The 22,777-nt window shown below is 35.5% G+C and carries 14 protein-coding genes; 8 read left to right on the top strand and 6 right to left on the bottom strand.

Features of this window, described 5'->3' with window-relative positions:
• Genes KZH69_RS10280 through KZH69_RS10270 form a run of 3 tightly spaced genes read right to left on the bottom strand, consistent with a single transcriptional unit; the run spans position 1 to position 3,785 of the window.
• Positions 1 to 1,194, bottom strand: coding sequence for a glycoside hydrolase family 130 protein (locus tag KZH69_RS10280; RefSeq protein ID WP_219317350.1), 1,194 nt, complete (start codon positions 1,192 to 1,194; stop codon positions 1 to 3).
• 23 nt (positions 1,195 to 1,217) lie between these two features.
• Positions 1,218 to 2,633, bottom strand: coding sequence for an MFS transporter (locus tag KZH69_RS10275; protein ID WP_255557804.1), 1,416 nt, complete (start codon positions 2,631 to 2,633; stop codon positions 1,218 to 1,220).
• Between the two features lie 6 nt (positions 2,634 to 2,639).
• Complete coding sequence (locus tag KZH69_RS10270) at positions 2,640 to 3,785, bottom strand: glycoside hydrolase family 26 protein (RefSeq protein WP_219317349.1); 1,146 nt, start codon at positions 3,783 to 3,785, stop codon at positions 2,640 to 2,642.
• Between the two features lie 278 nt (positions 3,786 to 4,063).
• Here KZH69_RS10270 and KZH69_RS10265 point away from each other — a divergent pair, with 278 nt between their 5' ends.
• From KZH69_RS10265 to KZH69_RS10230, 8 genes are all read left to right on the top strand, one after another.
• Positions 4,064 to 4,942 (top strand): helix-turn-helix domain-containing protein, encoded by an 879-nt coding sequence (locus KZH69_RS10265; RefSeq protein WP_111408987.1) that lies wholly within the window; start codon positions 4,064 to 4,066, stop codon positions 4,940 to 4,942.
• A 314-nt stretch (positions 4,943 to 5,256) separates the two neighbouring features.
• Positions 5,257 to 8,445 (top strand): SusC/RagA family TonB-linked outer membrane protein, encoded by a 3,189-nt coding sequence (locus KZH69_RS10260; RefSeq protein ID WP_219317348.1) that lies wholly within the window; start codon positions 5,257 to 5,259, stop codon positions 8,443 to 8,445.
• Positions 8,446 to 8,456: 11 nt separating this feature from the next.
• Complete coding sequence (locus KZH69_RS10255) at positions 8,457 to 10,052, top strand: RagB/SusD family nutrient uptake outer membrane protein (protein ID WP_219317347.1); 1,596 nt, start codon at positions 8,457 to 8,459, stop codon at positions 10,050 to 10,052.
• Positions 10,053 to 10,163: 111 nt separating this feature from the next.
• Positions 10,164 to 11,213 carry an IPT/TIG domain-containing protein gene (locus KZH69_RS10250; RefSeq protein WP_219317346.1) on the top strand — a complete coding sequence of 350 codons (1,050 nt, stop codon included), beginning with the start codon at positions 10,164 to 10,166 and terminating at the stop codon, positions 11,211 to 11,213.
• Positions 11,214 to 11,408: 195 nt separating this feature from the next.
• Positions 11,409 to 14,285, top strand: coding sequence for a beta-galactosidase GalA (gene galA / locus KZH69_RS10245; protein WP_219317345.1), 2,877 nt, complete (start codon positions 11,409 to 11,411; stop codon positions 14,283 to 14,285).
• 276 nt (positions 14,286 to 14,561) lie between these two features.
• Positions 14,562 to 15,800, top strand: a complete 1,239-nt coding sequence (locus KZH69_RS10240) for a glycoside hydrolase family 27 protein (RefSeq protein ID WP_219317344.1) — start codon at positions 14,562 to 14,564, stop codon at positions 15,798 to 15,800.
• Between the two features lie 104 nt (positions 15,801 to 15,904).
• A complete protein-coding gene (locus tag KZH69_RS10235) occupies positions 15,905 to 16,870 on the top strand; it encodes a glycoside hydrolase family 5 protein (protein ID WP_219317343.1) in 966 nt (321 codons plus the stop codon).
• Between the two features lie 103 nt (positions 16,871 to 16,973).
• A complete protein-coding gene (locus tag KZH69_RS10230) occupies positions 16,974 to 19,088 on the top strand; it encodes an ATP-binding protein (RefSeq protein ID WP_219317342.1) in 2,115 nt (704 codons plus the stop codon).
• A 67-nt stretch (positions 19,089 to 19,155) separates the two neighbouring features.
• Here the strand turns inward: KZH69_RS10230 and KZH69_RS10225 are convergent, their stop codons facing one another.
• From KZH69_RS10225 to KZH69_RS10215, 3 genes are all read right to left on the bottom strand, one after another.
• A complete protein-coding gene (locus KZH69_RS10225) occupies positions 19,156 to 20,490 on the bottom strand; it encodes an aminotransferase class III-fold pyridoxal phosphate-dependent enzyme (RefSeq protein ID WP_219317341.1) in 1,335 nt (444 codons plus the stop codon).
• Positions 20,491 to 20,518: 28 nt separating this feature from the next.
• Positions 20,519 to 20,968 (bottom strand): GNAT family N-acetyltransferase, encoded by a 450-nt coding sequence (locus KZH69_RS10220; RefSeq protein ID WP_219317340.1) that lies wholly within the window; start codon positions 20,966 to 20,968, stop codon positions 20,519 to 20,521.
• Positions 20,969 to 21,146: 178 nt separating this feature from the next.
• Entirely contained in the window at positions 21,147 to 22,604 is a 1,458-nt protein-coding gene (locus KZH69_RS10215; protein ID WP_219317339.1) for a CoA-acylating methylmalonate-semialdehyde dehydrogenase, read from the bottom strand.
• Between the last annotated feature and the right edge of the window lie 173 nt (positions 22,605 to 22,777).

Here is a 22,777-nt window from a genome sequence, read left to right as displayed (position 1 = left end):
TTATGAGATTTCTTTGTTTTTATTCACTTGTTTGATAATTGTATTAACTGAACCCGCAGAAGTCAAGGTATCTTCCGGAGAATTGATAACGTAATCCACAAGTTTATCTACAGATGAAACTGCCACATGCATTCTGGTATCTGAAGAAGCATAATAGATATAAACAGTTCCGTCTTTATCTTCAATCCATCCATTAGAAAATAAAACATTGGAAACATCTCCAACTCTTTCAATACCTTCTGGTGCCATAAAATGTCCGGCTGGTGCATGTGTCACTTTTGCAATATCATTCAGATCTGTCATGAACATGTACAGTGTATAGCGCAAACCGGCCGCAGTATTACGAACTCCATGTGCTAAATGCAGCCAACCTTTTTCAGTTTTTATAGGTGCTGGTCCAAGACCATTTTTCAATTCATATACGGTGTGATATTGTTTTCCGTAAATGATTTTTTCATCTTTTACGACTGGATTGGTCATGTCTTCCACAAACCCAAGTCCAATTCCACCACCGTTTCCAACATCAATAAAACCATCTTGCGGACGAGTGTATAAAGCATATTTTCCGTTTACAAATTCTGGATGCAAAACCACATTACGTTGTTGTCCTGTGTTCGAAATCAAATCAGGTAGTCTTTCCCAGTTGATTAAATCTTTGGTACGTACAATTCCGGCATTGGCAATAGCGGTGCTAGTGTCACCTTTTGGTGCTGATGGATCTTTTCTTTCGGTGCAGAAAATACCGTAAATCCATCCGTCTTCATGCTTTATTAAACGCATGTCATAGACATTGGTGTCTGGTTCTTCTGTTTGTGGAATCACGCAAGGTTTGTCCCAAAATTTGAAATTGTCGATACCATTTGGACTTTCGGCAATGGCAAAGAACGATTTTCTGTCTGCTCCTTCGACACGGGCAACAAGGACGTATTTGTCATTCCATTTTATGGCTCCAGCATTGAATGTGGCGTTTATGGCAATTCTCTCCAAAAACAATGGATTTGTATTCGGATTAAAGTCAAATCTCCATTCCAGCGGTGTGTGAGCAGCTGTTAAAATTGGGTTTTTATAGCGAATGTATATTCCGTTTCCAATACCGTCTTGTGGTTCATTTTTTGTTTGAATTAAAGTATTGAATTGTTTGTCGAGCTCGATTTTTATTTGTTTTAAATCTGCTTTTATTTCAGTTGTGTTCATAATTGAATGTTCTAAATCAAGTATTATTTGTTTAAATTTCTTTTGGCATTAAGTTCGTCTTCAATGGTCTGTAGCTTTTCTTCAGATAGTGGGTAGAATAATATGAAAAGTACAGATAGTGCGGCGGCGATTGCCGGAAGTATGCTTAGCATCAATAATATTCCGTTTTGTGCGGTCAGTGATTGTACTACATTGGCCTGAAATCCAAAGTATCCTAAAAGCCATCCAGTAGCGGCACCACCGATTGTCCATCCAAATTTTTGTGACATCGAGGAAGCCGAAAAGATAAGACCTGTGGCTCTTCTGCCTTGTTTCCACTCGGAATAATCAGCACTATCAGCATACATAGACCAGATTAATGGGAAGATGCAACCGGCGCAAATGCTAATCAATACTTGGAAAACCATAATCAGTACAATATTTTCTTTGCCTAAATAATAGAAAAGAACGCTCAATACTGATGCAAGTGCCATTGCGCCGAAAAAGGTTTTCTTTTTTCCTATTTTGTTGGCAATTGGAGTAGCTATAATTACACCAATAATGTTTGCTGCTTGTCCTAATACCAAGTAAAGAGTGGTTGGAGTCATTGCGAAATTTTCTCCCAAAATATTGAAACTATAACTCACAGTGCTGCTAACATAATACTTGAAATAGTAAACTGCAGCTCCATCACGGATAGAATTGAATACCAAAGCGCCAATTCCCGCACCTAGTAAAATCCACCAAGGTCTGTTTTTAAGAAGGTCGTTTAAATCTTCTTTTAAATTTGGTTTTTCATCATTTATAGGTAGTACTCTTTCTTTTGTTAGAAAAAAACAAGTCCAAAAGAATATCGTTGTGATGATTCCAAACACGATTATGGTGTATAACCAACCTGTTTTAGAATTTAAACTTCCACCAAAATGAGTTACCAAAGGTTCAATTAACCACAGAGCCAACAAGCTTCCGCCAAAGGCGAAAACCATACGATAGGAGGAAAGGGTTGTGCGCTCTTTTCTATCACCAGACATTACTCCCAGCAATGAAGCGTATGGCACATTAATGATAGAATAAATCATCATCATTAAGGAATAAGTAACGTAGGCGTATATTATTTTTCCTTTTGCATCAAAGTCTGGAGTATAAAAAGTCAGTACTCCAATTATGGCAAATGGAATAGCTGTCCACAGTAAATAAGGCCTGAATTTTCCCCAACGACTTTTGGTACGATCCGCAATAATTCCCACCAAGGGGTCGAAGCAAGAATCCCAAATACGGGTAATCAAAAACATAGTTCCAACCACCGCGGGCGCTATCCCAAAGACATCGGTGTAAAAAAACATGAGATACATGCTGAAAATTTTCCAAAACATGGAAGAAGCAGCATCACCTAATCCGTAACCAACTTTTTCTTTTAAACTGATTTTATAATCCATGGTTTTTTTAGGGTTTGTAGTCATTGGGCTTTATTTTTTATATAGGTTTATTTTTGCTGCATCTTTTTCAAAAAGGATATTATCTAGATTGTAAAATTGGATAAAATCTTTTTCACTTAGTTGCCCTTTGAACGGAGCATAATAATGGAATTTTTTTTCTTTTTCCTGCCAACCGTGGTTTCTCCAAACCAACACATAGGATATTTTGTATGATCCCATGGCTTTCATCAAAGTGTCTGTCCACCATTTGTCATATGGGATGGCCTCGTAACCCGTTTCTGCAAAAGCAATAATCTTATGTTGCTCTTTGGCAATTTGATCTATTATTCCAAATTGTCTTTGGCAATTTTCTACAAACGAATTGTCTTTCAAAGGATCATTGTAAATGTATTTGTCAAAACTTAAAACATCAACATATTCAGAGCCTGGATAGTATTCCAAGAAATCTTCTCTAGAGTTGAAATCGGCAGTGTTGTACACATAGATTAAATTGTGAACTTCTTTCTTTTGAAAATAATCAATAGTAAATTTCCAAAGGTTTTTAAACTCTTCAGGGCTTCCATTGTTTTTGCACCACCAAAACCAAGTTCCGGTAAGTTCATGAAACGGACGATACAACAACGGGATTAAATTCCCTTTTTTATCCTTTAAAGTTAAGATGTATTTTGCAGCTTCATCCAACCAAGCCTTATATTTTTCATGACTTTCGCCTCCCGGTAAAGCCGAAGCCAATGATTTTGGAGTAGTGTCCCAAGCATTTCCATCTGTTAAAGGATTGTTGGAATGCCAACTAATAGTGATAATACCTCCTCTATTGTATCCGTCAATGATGTATTGTCTCATTTTATCAAAAGGAATGCCGTCTATATTTTTATCTGATTTGGTTTCAAGACCTCCCAGATCCCATCCGTAAACTGCTGGATAATCTCCAACGACATCTTTTACATCACTTCTTCCTTCTTCATATTTCCAGTTTACACCGTATGCCAAATCATCTTGATGACCAAATAATATCCCTTTATTGGCTGTTTTGTATAAATTTTGATATAACTGTGTGGTGTTTTTGGTAGCTTTTTTATCAGATAATGATAATTTAGTATCACTGCTCTGTGAATAAGAGGAGCAAAATGTACTAAAAGTTAAAAAAAGTGAGTATATATAGTTCGTTTTTGTCATATCTATTGTAATGAATTTTTATTAGCTTAAAATAAAATCAAAATCAATTCGGATTGAATATCAAATGATTAAAATTTTAAAGCTGTGATTTTATATTTTTATTAATTTTTTGTCAAAATGTTAAAAAAATAACGGCTTTAAAATGTTTTATATTTTTTGTGGTTATTTTTTCTTTTAAAAGAATAAATCCATTTTTCAAAGATATAGCAATAAGATCTTTTGGATTAATATTATTTTGTCAATTTTATATCTTATTATTGCAAATAAAAAAATGAATTATGAGCGCTTTTAAAAATTTTCACAGAGAAATAGTTCCACTTGCAGCACAAGATAGTTTTTTGGTTTTTGATAGAGTTAAAGATGAGTTTGATTATCCAGTGCATTATCATCCCGAATTTGAGATCAATTTTATATTGAACGGAAAAGGGGTGAAGCGTGTTGTAGGTGACAATATAGAAGAGATTGATGATATAGAATTGGTGTTGGTTGGACCTAATTTGTATCATGGTTGGGAACAGCATAAATGTAAAAACAAAGATATTCACGAAATAACAATTCAATTTCATAACGATCTTTTTCATGAATTTTTGTTGTCCAGACGAATTATGACGCCTATAAAGGAGATGTTTAATCGTTCCGTACATGGTATTTTATTTTCAAATCAAGTAGCCGAAATGCTCACTCCGCGGTTAATAAAGATATCTAAGTTGGATGGTATGGACTATTTTTTGGAGATTATTTCAATATTATATGACCTTGCAAACTCCCGTAATCAAAGGCTTTTGTCAACTTTTACCGTTGAAAATGATACTTTTGAAGAGTATGATAAAATGAAATTGATTTATGATTATATTCAAAAGAATTTTGCTGAAAAATTATCATTGGAAGAAGTGGCGGGTGTGGCTAATATGACAACGATTTCTTTTAATAGGTTTATAAAAAAACGCACAGGAAAAACATTTGTCAACTATATTAATGATATCCGAATTGGCTATGCGGCCAGGTGGTTAGTCGAGAAAGACCTAAGTATTTCGGAGGTTGCCTTCAAATCAGGGTTTAATAACATAGCCAATTTTAATAGAAGTTTTAAGGCTTTTAAAAAATGTACACCTAGTCAATACCGTGATGATTTTTCAGGATTAAAGAGAATTTTGTAATTACTTTAATTTTTTTGTTAAAATGCTTCCTGAAAGAGTCTTTCGGGAAGCATTTTTTATTTTGAAATTAATTATATGGCATATATTATAGGTAATAAATGGTAATAATTTAAAAAATTCAGATTATAATTTTGTTATGTGTAATTAAATTTTTCATTTTGAAAATATATTATCATGAAATGATATAATAATATTAATTTGATGTTAACTACTGTTATAAATTTGTTAATTATAAATCATTATTTATTAATGCCAATAATAATAGCCGAATTACCCTTTCGGAAATTATTAAACTTAACTAACAAATTTTTATTATGAAAAAATTATTGTCCAACTTGATTCATTGGAAAGTAAACCACAGAAAGGTTCCATTGATGTTCTTACTATTTACCTGTGGTATCATGAATGCACAGCTTAAGGTGCAGGGTGTTGTTACAGATGCTAATAATCTGCCGCTATCTGGAGTTAATATTAAACCTGAAGGAGCTGCACAAGGCGTTTCTTCTGATTTTGACGGAAAGTACGCAATCGATGTACCTGCAAATGCTGTATTGACTTTTACATTTATTGGTTTTGATAACAAAAAAGTAGCGGTAAAAGGAAGTTCTAAGCTTAATGTTACTATGACATCTGCTTCTGAAAACTTGAAAGAAATCGTTGTAATTGGTTATGGAACGCAAAAAAGAGGTAATCTCAATGGATCTGTTTCTACTGTAAAAGCCAAAGATATTGAGAACCTAAAAGTAGTAAGTGTAGACCAAATGCTTCAAGGTAAGGCTGCAGGGGTAAGTGTTACCAATAACTCAGGTGCTCCTGGAAGTGCCGCTTCGGTTAGGATTCGTGGGACTACTTCTATCTCAGGGACTAATGAACCTTTATACGTAATTGATGGAGTCCCTGTTTCTGGAGATGCCACAGGAAAATCTACAAGTGGACGTCCTTTGGCTGGTAGAGATGGATTTTCTTCATCAGGAGGAAGCGGAAACAATGCTGTTAGCCCGTTGTCAATGATAAATCCTAGTGATATTGAATCTATGGACATTTTGAAAGATGCTTCTGCAACTGCAATTTACGGTTCAAGAGGTGCTAATGGGGTTATTATTATTACTACCAAATCAGGTAAAAAAGGAACTGGTAGAGTTGCTTATGAAAATTTTACTTCAATTAGTAATGTTACCAATAAATTGGATGTTTTAACTTTGCCGGAGTATGCCACTCTAAAAACAAATTTGGCTAAATTATGGGGATTTCAAACACGTCAGGAATTTTCGCATCCTGAATTATTAGGACCAGGAACAGATTGGCAAGACGAAGTATATAGAACGGCTATTTCACAAAGTCACCAATTATCTTTTTCAGGTGCAAAAGATGGTACTAGTTACTATTTATCAGGAAGTTATTTGGATAACGAAGGAACTATTATTAATTCTGGATTAAAGAGATATACTGTAAGATTAAATCTGGACTCTAAAATTAAGAGTTGGCTTAGAGTTGGTGGAAATCTTTCAGGAGGTATTACCAATGAGAATATTACAGTAAATCAAAGTTTTTCTGGATTAATCTCAAATACTTTATTGCAATCACCAGATATACCAGTTAGAAATGCTGATGGAACATTTGCAGGACCACCGTCATCAGAACAAAGTGTAACTTATTATAATCCAGTTGCAGAAGCTTTGACTAGAGAAAATACTTTGGTTCGTAAAAATTTCTTAGGAAATATGTATGCCGAAGCCGATCTTTTTAAAGGATTGAAATATCGTATCGAGATTGCTGCAAATACTGAATTTTCTGAAAACGATGATTTTAGACCTTCTTATAAATGGGGTAGTCAAGAAAATTTATTAGCAGATTTAGATGTAAGAAGGCAAAATTGGTATTCTACAAATATTAAAAACTTACTGACTTATGATAAAACTTTCGATAAACATCATTTTACAATTTTATTAGGTCAAGAAGCGAATGATTCTCATTGGGAAGGGTTAATTGCGTCTGCACAAGGTTTTAAAACAAATTCTATCCATACCTTAAATTTGGCTGATGTTGATAACAATACAGTAACGCAATATAAAGGAAGTGCTTCTCTTTCTTCTCTTTTTGCTCGTGTAATTTATGATTTTAATGATAAGTACAGTATCACGGCTTCGACAAGACAAGACGTTTCGTCAAAGTTTGACCCTACAACTGACAATCAAAAAGGGGTGTTTAACGCAATTTCTGGTTCATGGAAACTTTCTAATGAGCCTTTTATGGAAGGAACACGTAAATATGTTGACAACATTAAATTCAGATTGGGTTATGGAGAAACTGGTAACCAACAGATTCCAAACAATAGCTATTCTGCGATGTTGAATGTGCAAAACTCAGGATTAGGAAGCGGGTTTTTACCGGCAAATTATCCAAATCCAAATTTAGTTTGGGAATCATTGAATCAAACTAACTTTGGTATTGATTTTACAATGTTGGAATCGAAATTGTTTGCGAGCGTTGATTTTTATGATAAAAAATCGGAAGGGTTTTTGTTCCAAGTACCATTGCCACTATACTTAACAGGAGGTGGATCACAATACGGAGGGGTTTCTGCTCCATACTCTAATTTGGGTACAATGAGTAATAAAGGATATGATATTACATTAGGATACAACCTTAAATCTTCAGGTAATTTTAATTGGGATACTTCTTTGGTTGTGTCGCATTATAAAAATAATTTAGATGAAATTGCCAACGGAATTATTTTAACGCAAGAAGTTAATACTAACGGATACCAACCAGTAGTAGTTACCAATACAACGATTAATAATCCTATCGGAATGTTTTACGGTTATGTTACCGAAGGAATATTTAAAGATCAGGCAACTTTAAACAATGCTCCAATTCAGTTTGGTCAGCCAGTTGGAACAGGGGCAGGAGAGACTTCTTTAGGTGATGTAAAATACAAAGATGTTAATGGAGATGGTAAAATAGATGCAAATGATAAAACATTTATAGGAAACCCGCACCCAGATTTGACTTTTGGATTTACAAATAATTTCAAATACAAAAACTTTGATTGTTCTATATTCTTACAAGGGTCATACGGTAATGATGTTATGAATTTAACCAAAAGAGCTGGAACAACAAATGCATCTTTATATGACAATCAACTTGTAGATGCAATGGATTATTATTCTGATACTAATACAGAAAGTAATAACCCAAGACCAATTGCGGATTCAGCAAATAATAACCTATTGATTTCGGATCGTTATGTTGAAGATGGTTCTTACATCAGAATTCAAAATGTTACACTAGGATATTCTTTGCCTTCTGATGTTATTTCTAAATTTAAAGTAACAAGATTAAGATTATACGGTACAGCTCAAAACTTGCTTACGTTTACTGATTATTCAGGTTATGATCCAGAAATAGGTTCATTTAATCAGAATGTGCTTTTGTCAGGAATTGATAATGGAAGATACCCAGTAGCCAGAACATTTACAATTGGACTTAACGTAGAATTTTAAAAAAAGATAAAATGAAAAAGAAATTGTTTTTAAATAGATATAGTTTACTGCTCGTAGCGGTAACGTTCCTCGTGTTTGGGTCGTGCCAGGAAGATTTTACAAATAGACCTTCAGAAGATGGGATAAGTTTAGACTCTTATTACAGTACAAATGATCAGGTCAGTTCTGCAACCAATGGGATGTACAGTAGAACTTGGTTTCAGATGTATAACAAATTTTGGTGGGCTATTGAAGTGGGGTCAGGAAACATGTACTCGGGATCACCTGATGTTAGTGGATTAAAGACTTTTGCTTTGAATGGGAGTGATCCAGAATTGGTAAACGGTTGGTCAGCATTATGGGCCAATGTGCAACAATCGAATATGATTATTAACTTTTTGGCTAGTAGAGTTGGTCCAGATGTTGATAAAAATGTATTAGACAACGCTATTGGTGAAGCTTATTTTATGAGAGCTACTGCTTATTTTGACTTAGTGAGACTTTGGGGACCAGTGCCAATTATTGAAAATCCTTTGGATTTTACCAGTAATCCTTATGTAAATACGAACACAGTTGATGACGTATATAAATTGATCACAAATGATTATTTAAAAGCCATTAACTTATTGGTTGAAAAAAGCAGAGGTGCCAATTACGCCAGTAACGGACACGTATCTAAAGGTTCTGCAAAAGCAATGTTAGCCAAAGTATATTTGTATAAAAAAGATTATGCTAATGCTAAAGCTATGGCACAAGACGTTATTAATAGTGGTGAATTTAAATTGTTAGGTGGTGATGAATTACCTGCGAAAAGTTTTGCTGACTTGTTTACGTATGGGAACAACAATAACGAAGAATCTATTTTTGCTATTCAATGGAAAGGGGATGGAGCTTATGGTTCTGCCAATAACTGTAATACGCAATTTGGATTTAAAGATGGAGATTTATCAACTTCAAATGCATCGTATGCAGGAGTTTTTGGACCAGCTCAGGAGATTTTTAGCTTGTATAGTATTGAAGATAAAAGAAAACACGAAACTATTATGGTTGCAGGAGATACTTATCCAAACATGAAAACAACCGAAGGAATTGGTTTTACAGTTCCTGCTGGGAAAGATTTAGCACAAGGATCTGGTGGTGCGATTAAAAAATATTGTGTTGGTGTAGTAAACGGAGCTGCTACAGGTCCAGCGGATGCTTGGGCAATGATGGATAACAATACGTATATAATGCGTTATGCCGAGTTATTGTTAATTCATGCCGAAGCGGTTTTGGCAGGTGGAGGGAGCACTTCTGATGCAGGAGCTTTGAAATCTATCAATGCAGTAAGAAGAAGAGCTGGATTAAGTAATTTGACTTCTGTAACTTTTGATGATATTTTTCTTGAAAGAAGAAAAGAATTGTGTTTTGAAGGAGATTATTGGTTTGATTTAGGACGTATCGATAAAGCAAAAGCAATCGCAATTATGTCAGCACAAAATAGAGGAGACAGATATGGTGCACGTTACTATACGCCGGTATATAGTGAGGACCATGCTACTAATGATTTTTATATGGACTATCCAGATAATGAGGTTGCAAAAAATCCAAAATTATTGGATGCGCCAGTACCATATACTTTTAAATAATTTTTAAAATTGATAATATGAAATCGCCATTAACAGCAAGTTTGCGTATGCAAACACCAATAAATAAAAAAGGCGATAATATATGACTGCTAACAAACAAATTTTACATATATGAAAAATATAAAAATAAAATACCTATTGTCCATTATTTCGATGGCACTTTTGGTACTGGGTGTTTTTTCTTCCTGTAGTGAGGATAGTGCCGATTCAGGTTCAGGAACATTAACCATCACGAGTGTAGCGAAAGCCGAAGAAGGAGATTTGGTTCCAGTAACACAAGGAGATCCAAAAAATTACTATATCATTAGAGGTTCAGGATTTACTACTGTTGAAAAAATTTATTTTAATGATTTCGACACTTATTTTAATCCGGTATTAGTGACGGATACGGAGATATTTGTATTAATTGACGAGAAAACACCTTATGCAGATGCAAGTAGTAAATTAAAAGTTGTTACAAAATTAGGAACAATAGTTTACGATTTTGTGATATCTCCCCCATCACCGACTTTTGGAAGTTTTAATCCAATCAATGCGGTAGAAGGTGATGTAATCACAATTTATGGAAATTATTTCTTAAATCCGATTGTTAAAGTTGGAGCAGAAAGTGTACCAGTAATTTCGTCAACTTTGACAGAAATTAAAATTAAATTGCCTGCAGGTGCAGATAAAAAGTACATTTCAGTGAGTAATATTTCAGGTACAGCAACATCTACAGATGCAATAGGTTGTGCTATATATGATGATGTTTTCTGGGGTATTGATGGTGTTGGTGGTTGGGGAGTTTCAAATACTAATATTGAAAATACTACTCGCGAAGAAGTGGCTCAAGGTGATAAAGCGATTAAAGTTGATATTACACCTTGGTCTGGTTTTCAAATTGATATGTGGGCCAATGGAGGACATCCGGTTCCAGCAAATGCAATAGGAATTAAATTTCAAATGAAATTAAAAGCTGCGGCAAAAATGAGAGTTGTGGTAGGGGGAGATTGGGGGCATGAAGTTTGGTTTAATCTCACAAGTGAATATGCAACTTATGTTGTAAAATGGTCTGATTTAGGGATGGCAGTTGCACCGGCTACTATCGGACAAATTGTATTTGGGAGTGATGGTACGGCCACTACTTTTTATATAGATAATTTAGGTTTTGCTTTAAAATGATTTGGTTTAAGTTTATTTGAGTTAGTTTAAGATATTCCCTAATTGAAAAATTAGGGAATATTTTTTTTAGAACAGTTTGCATTTTTCCTTTTTGCTGTTTTTTAGGTACATTTTGAAAAAAAAGTATCACTATATCTAGTAACTATTTACTAAACTTGTAAGTTAAAATCTTCTTTAGTTTGTGAAAATTGTAAAATGAAAAATCTCAGTCGAATACCATTTCTGTTACTTTTATCTTTAAGTTTTTGTCTTTCTGTTTTCTCGCAATCGACTTCAAAGAGCTGGAACCGGGAGCATATTTCTATTGATCAAAATTGGCTATTTGCCTTTGGTCATCCTTTTGATGTGGCCAAAGATTTTAATACAGGAACCGGTTATTTTTCCTATTTAGCCAAAACCACTTATGGCGATGGAGCTGCTGCAACAGATTTTGATGATCGCTCTTGGCGAAAATTGGATTTGCCGCACGATTGGGCAGTACAACAAGGTTTCAGCGAAAAAGCGAGTTACAGCCATGGATTCAAAAACATAGGAAGTCCGTTTCCCGAAACAAGCATTGGTTGGTATCGCAAAAAAATAACGATTCCCGAAGCCGATTTAGGACGCAGGATCCACATAGCCTTTGACGGTGTTTTTCGAAATGCAACAGTTTGGTTCAACGGACATTATCTGGGGAACAATCCTTCTGGTTATTTGGGTTTTGAATACGATGTTACCGATTATGTTAATTATGGAGGAGAAAATACCATTGCCGTCCGAGTGGATGCAATGATGGAAGAAGGTTGGTTTTACGAAGGAGCCGGAATATACCGTCACGTTTGGTTGAACAAAACCAGTTCGTTGCACGTACCCGCAGACGGAACTTTTGTGAGTACAACCAAATTGAATTCAAATTCTGCCGAACTGACTTCTAAAGTTTCTGTAATCAATGAAGGAAGTAAGTTTCAAAGCTTCAAAATCATTCAAACCGTTTATGATAATGCCGGAAAATCAATCGCTACGACAACAATGGCCAATCTGAATTTAAGACCAATGGAAACCAAAGAATTTGGAAACGAATTGACTATCACAAATCCTAAGCTTTGGTCAGTAGACAATCCGTATTTGCATAAAATGATAACCACGATTTATACAGGAACCGAATTGGTAGATATCCAAACCACCACTTTCGGAATAAGGACTTTGCGTTTTGATGCCAACGAAGGATTCTTTTTAAACGGAAAACACCTAAAAATAAAAGGAACTAACAACCATCAAGACCACGCAGGAGTAGGAGTGGCAATGCCCGATGGTTTGCAGGATTTTCGAATTACGACTTTAAAATCATTTGGCTCCAATGCCTATCGTTGTTCACACAATCCACCAACACCAGAGTTATTGGATGCTTGCGATCGCCTTGGAATGGTTGTCATTGACGAAACTAGATTAATGGGAATTACCAATGTTCAGTTGGGCGAATTAAAGCGGATGATACTCCGAGACCGAAACCATCCGTCTATCATCAGTTGGTCCATCGCCAACGAAGAATGGGGCGTAGAAGGAAATAGCATCGGAGCCCGAATGGCAAGAACGATGCAGGATTTTGCTAAAACAATAGACACTACCAGAGGAATAACGGCAGGAATTAGCGGTAATTGGGATAACGGAATTGCCACAGCTGTGGATGTAGTTGGTTACAATTACATCAAACACGGAGGTAAAGAAACCACAGATAAACACCATCGTGAATTTCCTAATCTGGCCAGTTGGGGAACCGAAGAAGGTTCTACTTTTGCCACAAGAGGAATCTATTTCGAAGACAACGAAAAACAATATAAACCGGCCTACGATTTTCCGCAATCAGCGAATGCACACAGTATCGAACAGGGTTGGAAACACTATGATTCCAGAGCGTATCTGGGCGGAATGTTTATTTGGACGGGCTTTGATTACCGTGGTGAACCCACTCCGTATGTGTGGCCGGCAACAGGTTCTTATTTTGGAATGGTCGATCAATGTGGTTTTTACAAAGACGATGCTTGGTACCTAAAAGCGTGGTGGGGGACTGAACCTGTTTTGCACCTTTTACCGCATTGGAACTGGAAAGGCAAAGAAGGACAACCCATTGACGTTTGGGCGTACAGTAATTGCAATGAAGTGGAGCTTTTTCTAAACAAAAAAAGTCTTGGTAAAAAAGCGATGGAAAAAAACGGGCATTTGGAATGGAAAGTAAACTATGCACCCGGAACTTTGGAAGCGATTGGCTATAAAAACGGCAAGAAAATCCTAACCGAAACCGTGAAAACCACTTCCGATGCTATTGCTATTGGTTTGCAATCAAACGTAAAAAGCCTTAAAGCAAATAACGTGGATATCGTCATGATTACTGTCGATACCAAGGACAAATCAGGCTTGCATGTTCCTACTTCCGAAAATGAAATTGCGTTTTCCATTTCAGATCCTGGAAAAATAATCGGCGTTGGAAACGGAAAACCCACTTCGGTAGAACCCGATCAATTTTTGGAGACCAACACGGTTATCAACATTTCGAACCTTAAGGAAAAAATCGTCAATTCTATTTCCGAAACCGCCGATAATTTGGATATTTCCAATTGGGACAGCGCTTTCAAAGACAGCCGTGACACCATTTTTGGCAAGAAAGCCAAAGCCGTGGTGTATCGAACCGATTTTGATTTGCCCGAAAATTTCGAGGAAACCAAAATCAATCTGTTTTACAACAGCATCGGTCAATCGCAATCCATTTACATCAACGGAAAATTAATCGCAAATGCTATTCCTGAAAACAAAAAAGGAGACACTTTCGTACTCGACAAATCCAATCTCCGTGCAGGGAAAAACACAATTACGATTGTTGCCGTACCTTTAATTTACAAATACAAATGGGGAACCGTGAACACCAATCCAGGAACAATTCAAATCCTCACGCCAGCCCCAACTTGGAAACGAACATTGTTTAGCGGTTTGGCACAAGTGATAATACAATCAACTGGAGAAACGGGTGAAATTACGGTGACCGCGACCAGCAGCGGATTCAAAAAAGCCGAAATAAAAATAAATGCAATGAACAATTAATATAGTTTGGGCGTGACCACAATCCCGATAGCTATCGGGAGGGCTGTACGTTCCCGCTTCCCGATGAAAAATCGGGAGAGCTCCACTGCCATCCCTCACGCAAATTCTGCAAAACAGGATAATTAGCGGTAAAAACAAAAAAATAAAATGAAAATTTTGAATCATTTGTACCTAACAGGTTAAAAGAAGCTTGTTAAGAAACGTACAATCCTAACAGGTCTCCAAAACCTGTTTGATAGTATTGAAAACAACTTTAAAAACATAAAAAATATAAAAATGAAAAAAATACTTCTCAGCTTTCTTTTAGGAAGCATCGCAATTCAAGGTTTCTCACAAGGAAATGTCTATAAACAAGGCACTGGAAAATTCGAAGGCCTTGCCATGACACCACCAATGGGTTGGAATTCTTGGAACACCTTCGAAACCAACATCGATGAAAAGCTCGTAAAAGAAACAGCCGATATTATGGTTTCAACCGGAATGGCGGCTGCGGGTTACACGTATATTGTCCTTGATGATGGTTGGATGACAAAAGAGCGCGATGCCAATGGAAATCTAATCCCAGACCCAATCAAATTTCCAAGCGGAATGAAATCCTTAATCGATTATGTACATTCCAAAGGACTAAAGTTTGGTTTGTACAATTGTGCCGGAACCCATACCTGCGCTGGCTATCCAGGCACGCGAGGATATGAGTACCAAGACGCACGCTTTTATGCCAATTTGGGTATTGATTTCTTAAAATACGATTGGTGTAATACTGCAGGAATCAACGCTCCCGAAGCTTATGCCACGATGAGTAACGCCTTAAAAACTGCCGGAAGACCTATCGTTTTCAGTCTTTGCGAGTGGGGTGACAACAAACCTTGGGATTGGGGAAAACCAATAGGAAACCTTTGGAGAATATCGGGTGATATTTACCCATGTTTTGATTGCGAGTTCCATCACGAAGAAGGGAATTGGTCGTCTTGGGGATTCATGAAAATTGCCGAAATGCGCAAAGATATCCGTAAATTTTCAGGACCAGATCATTGGAACGATTTTGATATGATGGAAGTCGGTGACGGAATGACCAATACCGAGGACAAAACTCATTTTGCGATGTGGTGCATGATGGCTTCGCCATTAATCGCAGGAAATGATTTCCGAAAAATGTCCAAAGAGACCTTGGCTATTTTGACCAATAAAGAATTGATTGCCGTAAATCAGGATAAATTGGGAATTCAAGGATTCAAACTTTCTGCCGAAGACGGCTTGGAAGTTTGGGTAAAACCTTTATCCGATGGAGCTTGGGCAATCACTTTCTTGAACAGAACCGACGCTCCTAAAAAAATCAATTACGATTGGAAAAAGAATCCAATCAAAGATGCTGATTTTGGCTTTGAAGTCGATTTTAATAAATCAATCTTCAAAATCAAAGACCTTTGGAAAAACAAAGAAGCGGGTACAACCAAAAAGAATTTCACTGGTGATATAGCCTCTCATGATGTTATTACATTAAAATTAATTCCTTAATTGTAAAGGTCTGAAATATTTTATCCTAACAGTTTTCTTTTAGTCTGTTAGGTATTTTTTTAATCTAAATTATCATCCATCGTGAAACTAATAAATAGTTAAAAATGAACTTCAAATCAAAAATAATTCTGTTTTTTCTTGCATTGAGTTGCAGTATGGCAAACGCACAATTCGTAAAAAAACACGGACAGCTTAGCGTAAAAGGAACACAGCTGGTAGATAAAGATCAAAACCCAATTGTTTTGAGAGGGGTAAGTTTGGGCTGGCATAGTATCTGGCCAAGATTTTATAATGAAAAAACGGTAGCTTGGTTAAAAAAAGATTTCGATTGCACGATTGTTCGCGCCGCAATGGGAATCGAAATAGGAGAGCATCCTTATATGAAGGAACCCGATTTTTCTAAAGATAAAATCGAAGCTGCTATAAAAGGAGCCATCAAATCCGATATTTATGTAATCATCGATTGGCACAGCCATAATATTAACTTGAAAGAAGCCAAAGAATATTTTGATGGAATCTCCAAGAAATATGGAAAGTACCCAAATGTAATCTATGAGGTTTTTAATGAACCGGACTACGAAACGTGGCCTGAAGTGAAAGCCTATTCCGAAGAAGTAATCAAAGTGATTCGAGCCAATGATCCAGATAATATTATTTTGGTGGGTTGTCCAAAATGGGATCAGGATATAAATTTACCTGCAGCAGATCCTATAAAAGGGTATGATAATTTAATGTACACCATGCATTTTTATGCGGCAACCCACGAAAAATGGTTGCGTGACAACACAGATGAAGCAATAAAAAGTGGCTTGCCGATTTTTGTCTCTGAATCGGCTGGAATGGAAGCTTCGGGAGATGGGCCAATGAATTATGTTGCTTGGCAAGAATACATCGATTGGATGGAAATAAGAAAATTGAGCTGGATTACTTGGTCAATTTCCGATAAAGACGAAACCTGTTCAATGCTAAAAAAATCAGCAAATTCAGAAGGAAATTGGAAGAATGAAAATCTTAAAGAATCGGGTCTGAAGACAAGGGAGTTTTTGAAAAAATACAACAACACGAATTAGTTTGTTAAAAATTAAAATCCAGTCTCTAACGAGCTGGATTTTTTTGTATTATAAAAAAAACATTATATTGCAACACTATTTTCGACGTAATTCATATAACTGAATGAAATTAACTTTAAAATTAACGACTTATTCAAAAATGGTTTTGTTAATCGTAGGAATTTGTACGCTTTTTTTATTATTATTTCTGTCTCTTTATTTATATACTGTTCAGCAAGAGGAGGATGTTTTTAAATCTAATTCTAATCAGTATTCAACCGAAGTAAATAGGTTGTTTGACTTCAATTCCAAAACACAAATTGTCACCATAAACGATCTTACTTATTGGGATGCTTTAGTTGATTTTACAAAATCAAAAGATACGAGTTGGTTTAAAAGATATATTGTAAATGAATTTCCTACTTATGAAGTGGACTATATCGGAGTTTATGATTTAAAGAAAAAATTCATTGTTAATACATCTACGACTAATTTTAAAAGCAAAGATTTCATCCCTGTTCAAGCCATGATGCATTTATATAAATCCCGGTTTTCCAGGTTTTATTTGCGAGTTCCCGAAGGAGTAATAGAAGTTTTTGGTGGAACGATTCATTCTTCAAATGATCCAAAAAAAGTAAAAACGAAGCCATCAGGCTACATGTTTATGGCTCGTGTATTGGATAAAAAATATTTTAAAAATTTAGAAGAAATCTGTAGTTCTAAAATTCAACTTTTAGACAAAGTTAATATGGATACTATTGGAAACAAAAAGGTAACTTCTGTTATAAAGTTAAGAAATGCTGATAATAGGGTAGTGGCTAAATTATTGTTTGAGAGACCTTCGCACCTTAATTTTGAAAAGACCAAAGAATTACTGTTAATTATAGTGATTGCTACCTTGTTTAGTCTTATTGCCGCCATTCATTATTCGAGAAAATGGGTGTATAGGCCTTTACGATTGGTTACTACAATTTTAGAAAACGATCGTGAAATTTCAATTAGCCTTTTGAAAATGGAACCTGGAGAATTTGGCTATATCGGTAATTTATTTGAGGATCATAGAAAAAATCGTTTCCAATTGGAAAAATCAAAAGAAAAAGCGGAAGAAAGCGATAAACTCAAATCGACTTTTTTGGCTAATTTATCACATGAAATCAGGACACCTATGAATGCTATCATAGGTTTTTCGGATTTGCTTATGGACGAAAAATTAAGCGAAGATTACAAAAAAAAATATCTAAAAATAATAAATCGAAGTGGTAAAAGCCTAGTGTCAATTATCGAGGATTTAATTGAAATGTCTAAAATTGATGCCAAACAAATTGGGCCGAAGTTTAAAGGATTGAATATAGATAAATGTTTGAAAGAGTTGTACAGCACACTGAAAGTAACAATACCCGAAGACAAAAATATTCAGTTTTATTTGCTGGAAAATAATTTTAAATTGGCGAATGATATTTTGACTGATGAGGTTAAATTGAAGCAGGTCATTGTTAATTTATTGACAAACGCGATAAAATTTACAGATAATGGTCATGTAGCATTTGGATACACCATTTGTTCTGATAAAAATTTTTTGGAATTTAGGGTTGAAGATACTGGAATTGGAATTAGCAAAAATGATTTGAAAGTTATTTTTGATCGGTTCAGGAGAGTCGAAGATGATTATTCTATCTCGCTTAGTGGATTAGGACTGGGTTTGTCAATTTCAAAAGCTTATGTAGAAATGTTGGGAGGCAATCTCACGGTTGAATCGGTTTATGGCAAAGGCTCTGTTTTTAAGTTTAAGATTCCTTTGATTTATGATGAAAAAGCGATAGCAGTCAGTGCAATTGAAGAACATACTTTGCGTAAAGATGCAGAGGCCAAAACCATTTTAGTTGCTGAAGATGATAATATTAATTTTCTATTATTAAAAACAATATTGGAAAATAAAAAACACCATGTTATAAGAGCTAAAAACGGTCAGGAAGTTGTTGATATTAGTGCCACAAATCCTAATGTTGATTTGATTTTTATGGATATAAAAATGCCAATATTAGATGGTTATGAGGCTTTTGAAAAAATAAAAATAGACAATCCGAATTGTATTGTAATTGCTCAAACAGCACATTCTTCTTCAGAAGTAAAAGAAAAAATAATGAAAGCAGGGTTTTCAGGTTATATCACAAAACCTTTGGATAAAGAAAAAATATATGAAATAATCAACAAAGTATTTCAGAACAATGCTATTTGTTAGTTTTACTTTTGACTGTAAAAAAAAGAGGATTTCGCATTTGAAATCCTCTTTTTTTTGATTTTATATTTTAAACCAAATGTTCATCAGCAATTGATAAAGCTTGAGAAATAATAGCCAGTCCTTCATCTATTTCAGCTTCAGTGATGCATAATGGTGGTGCTATAAAAATGTAGCCCCAACGCACAAAAGTATACAATCCCAATGCTCTAACTTTGGCAGCAATAAGATTGGTTACTTTTAAATCTTCGGCGGCAGCATTATAAGGGGCGATTAGTTCACCCGTTTTTTTATTTTTCAGCACATCCAAACATCCTAAAAGACCTGTGTTTCTAAAAGAGCCCATGCTTGGATGTTTAGCTCGCATTTCCTCTATTTTGGATTCGAGATAAACTCCCATTTTTTTGGTGTTGGCAATCAAATTATCACTTTCGTAAATGTTTATCACAGCCAGTGCCGCCGCTAGAGCTACAGGGTGCGCATTGTAAGTAAGCCCAATCATCATTGGAGTGTTGTCGAATTTTGCTGCAATTTTGTCTGAAACCATTAAGCATCCCAACGGAATATAAGAGGAAGTTAATCCTTTGGCCATACAAATCATGTCAGGGATAATGTCATGATTTTCAAATCCAAACCATTTTCCGGTTCTTCCAAAGCCAGCCATAACTTCATCAGCAATAAAAAGGATATCATATTTCTCGCAAAGAGCTTTAACTCCTTTCAAATATCCTTTTGGATAATGCAAACAACCGGAAGAACCGCTTTCACCTTCAAAAATAAAGGCCGCTATATTGGTTTTTCCCTCAAAATGAATAATTCTTTCTACATATTCCAAACTTAAACTCAATTTTGTAGCCTCATCCAGATCTTTCATTCCAAAGAAAGAATAAGGATCGTCCAGTAATACTGCATTGGGCATTTGTTGGGAATCGTTGGCCAGTTTTCTAGGATCGCCCCCAACGGACATTCCGCCTATAGAACCGCCATGAAAGGCTCTGTATCTACCAATTATTTTATGTCTTCCCGTATATAATCTTGCTAGTTTGATAGCGTTGTCTACGGAAGAAGTACCGCATAATGTGAAGAAAGCTTTGTTTAGGTCACCGGGACATATTTCGGATAGTTTTCTAGCTAATTTGGCTCTTATTTCGGTGGTGCAAGTTGGTGTTACGAAACTTACTTTTTGCATTTGTTCTACTACAGCTGCCGTAACTCTTTGATCACCATGACCAATATTTACCGACATTAATCCAGATGAAAAATCGATTATTTTGTTGCCATCACAGTCATATAAATAGACACCTTCGGCTCTTTCTATCGCAATTGGGTTTACATTGGCTTGTGCTGACCATGAAAACAAGCTAAATTCTTTACTGTCACTTATGATTTGTTCTTTACTTAACATTTTGGGGTTAATTTATTTGTGTTTGTAATTAGTTGACGGCGAGGTCATAGCTGTATAAAAAGTCTTCTCTTACAAAGCCCATTTTATGGTACAACCCTTGGGCAACCGTGTTGTTTTTTGCTGTTCTTAATCGAATGTCATTAGCGCCTAATTCTTTGGCTAATTCAACAGTTTGTAAAATCAATTTTTCTCCTATTCCTTTTTTGCGAGCTGAAGAATCCACGAAAAGATCATTTAGAATTAAAATTTTATTGAGTGCCAATGAAGAGAAAGTAACATAGATTAGTGCAAAACCAGTAAGCTTATCTGGATTTTCATCTTCAGAAGCTACAAAAATAGTTGCTTCATTATTTTCTAGACGTTCCTTTAGATAGGCATAGTGCTTTTCATAATTGGACGGGTTTTTATAAAAAACAACATATTGATCAAATAGATTTGTCAATTGATCTAAGTCTTGAGAGGTAGCTTTACGTATCATAATGGGTTGGTTTTAAGTGGTTGGAAAACTAAATTTACAAAAAAAATGTTTACTTTTTGAATAAAGGTTTTAGATTCCAATCTCGATTTGTGATCAATCCTTTTTGTTTTTGGCTCTTTTCTCAAAATATAAAAACTAAAATCCAATTCTAAATTCTATCCTCTATATTCTAAAATTCTCAACTCATCCAATTGACTCCAGCTTCTGGATTCCATTTGGTCGTTGTTTTCTTTTCTTTGGTAAAAAAGCCAATAGAACTTTTCCCTGTGATGTCGCCAGATCCAAAACGGGATTCATTCCATCCTCCGAAACCAAAAGGCTCTCTAGGAACGGGAACTCCAATATTAATACCACACATTCCAGCTGAAGCATTTTCGGTAACATAGTTGGCTAAGCCTCCACTTTGTGTAAATACCGAACACGCATTTCCATACGGATTTGCATTTTCTATTGCCAATGCTTCATCTATTGTATTTACACGAATAATGGCAAGAACTGGACCAAAAACTTCTTCTCTGGCAATTTTCATATCGGCAGTGGCATAATCAATAAGCGTTGTACCTACGTAAAATCCGTTTTCTTTTCCGGGAACAATTGTGTTGCGGCCATCCAAAATGATTTTTGCTCCTTGTTGTTCAGCTTCGTTTATATACCCTTCAATTCTGTCTTTGGCCGCTTTGGAAATTACAGCACCTAAAGTTGTGCCACATTGAATTTTTTTGGCATCATCAATTAATTTATCAAGGATGGCATCACAATTTCCAACGGCAATTAAGGTAGCTGCCGCCATGCAACGTTGACCGGCACAACCGCTCATGGAAGCAATAATATTAGACGAAGCCATTTCTGGATGTGCATCGGGTAATAGTAGGATATGGTTTTTGGCTCCTCCAAGTGCTAAGACTTGTTTTAGGTTGTTGCTTGCTCTTTGGTATACAATTTTGGCTACTTTGGTTGAACCTACAAAAGTGACAGCCTGAATACCTGGATGATCACAAATGTTTTCTACTGTCGTTTGCGTTCCATTTATAATGTTAAACAATCCATCAGGAAGTCCTGCTTCTTTTAGAAGTTTGGCAGTGTATTGACTGCTGATGGGAACAGCTTCAGAAGGTTTTAGAATAAATGCATTTCCCAGGGCAATTGCATTTACGATAGTCCAATGCGGAACCATAGTGGGGAAATTAAATGGAACAATTGAAGCTACTATTCCCAGTGGAATTTTGGTGGAGGAGCAATAAACACCTTTACTTACTTCCATATTCTCCCCATTCACAAATTGTGGTAGGGAACAAGCAAATTCGGTTAGTTCGATGGCTTTGTCAATTTCGGCTTTGGCTTCACCGTGAATTTTTCCGTTTTCCCTGTGAATGATTTCAGTTAGCTCTTCGCTGTTCTTTTCTAATAATTGTTTGTATTTATAAAATACTTGCACGCGCTCTTTTAAGGTGACTTTTTGCCATTTTTTTTGAGCGATCTGTGCTGCAGTAATAATTTCATTCAAATCTTCCATGGTGGATTCTTTGAAAGTAGTTAATTCCTTACCATCTAAAGGCGAGATTACTGTATGGGTTGTTGATGAGCTTCCTGCTTTAAACTCCCCGTTTATAAAGTTTTTTACTTCGTTAAATGACATGATTTATGTTTTTAATTTTTTCAAATATACAAAAAAATGTAAAAAAATAATAAATTTTTTTGTTAGTAATAAAAATGTTGTTAGATTTACAAAATAAATACATATATGTTGATTTATTTACAATATGAAATATTGGGTTAGATCTTTACATATAGATTATTAATTTAAAGCTT

The organism is Flavobacterium taihuense (assembly GCF_019351435.1).
Lineage (GTDB): Bacteria > Bacteroidota > Bacteroidia > Flavobacteriales > Flavobacteriaceae > Flavobacterium > Flavobacterium taihuense.
This window is presented reverse-complemented; position numbering and strand designations above follow the sequence as displayed.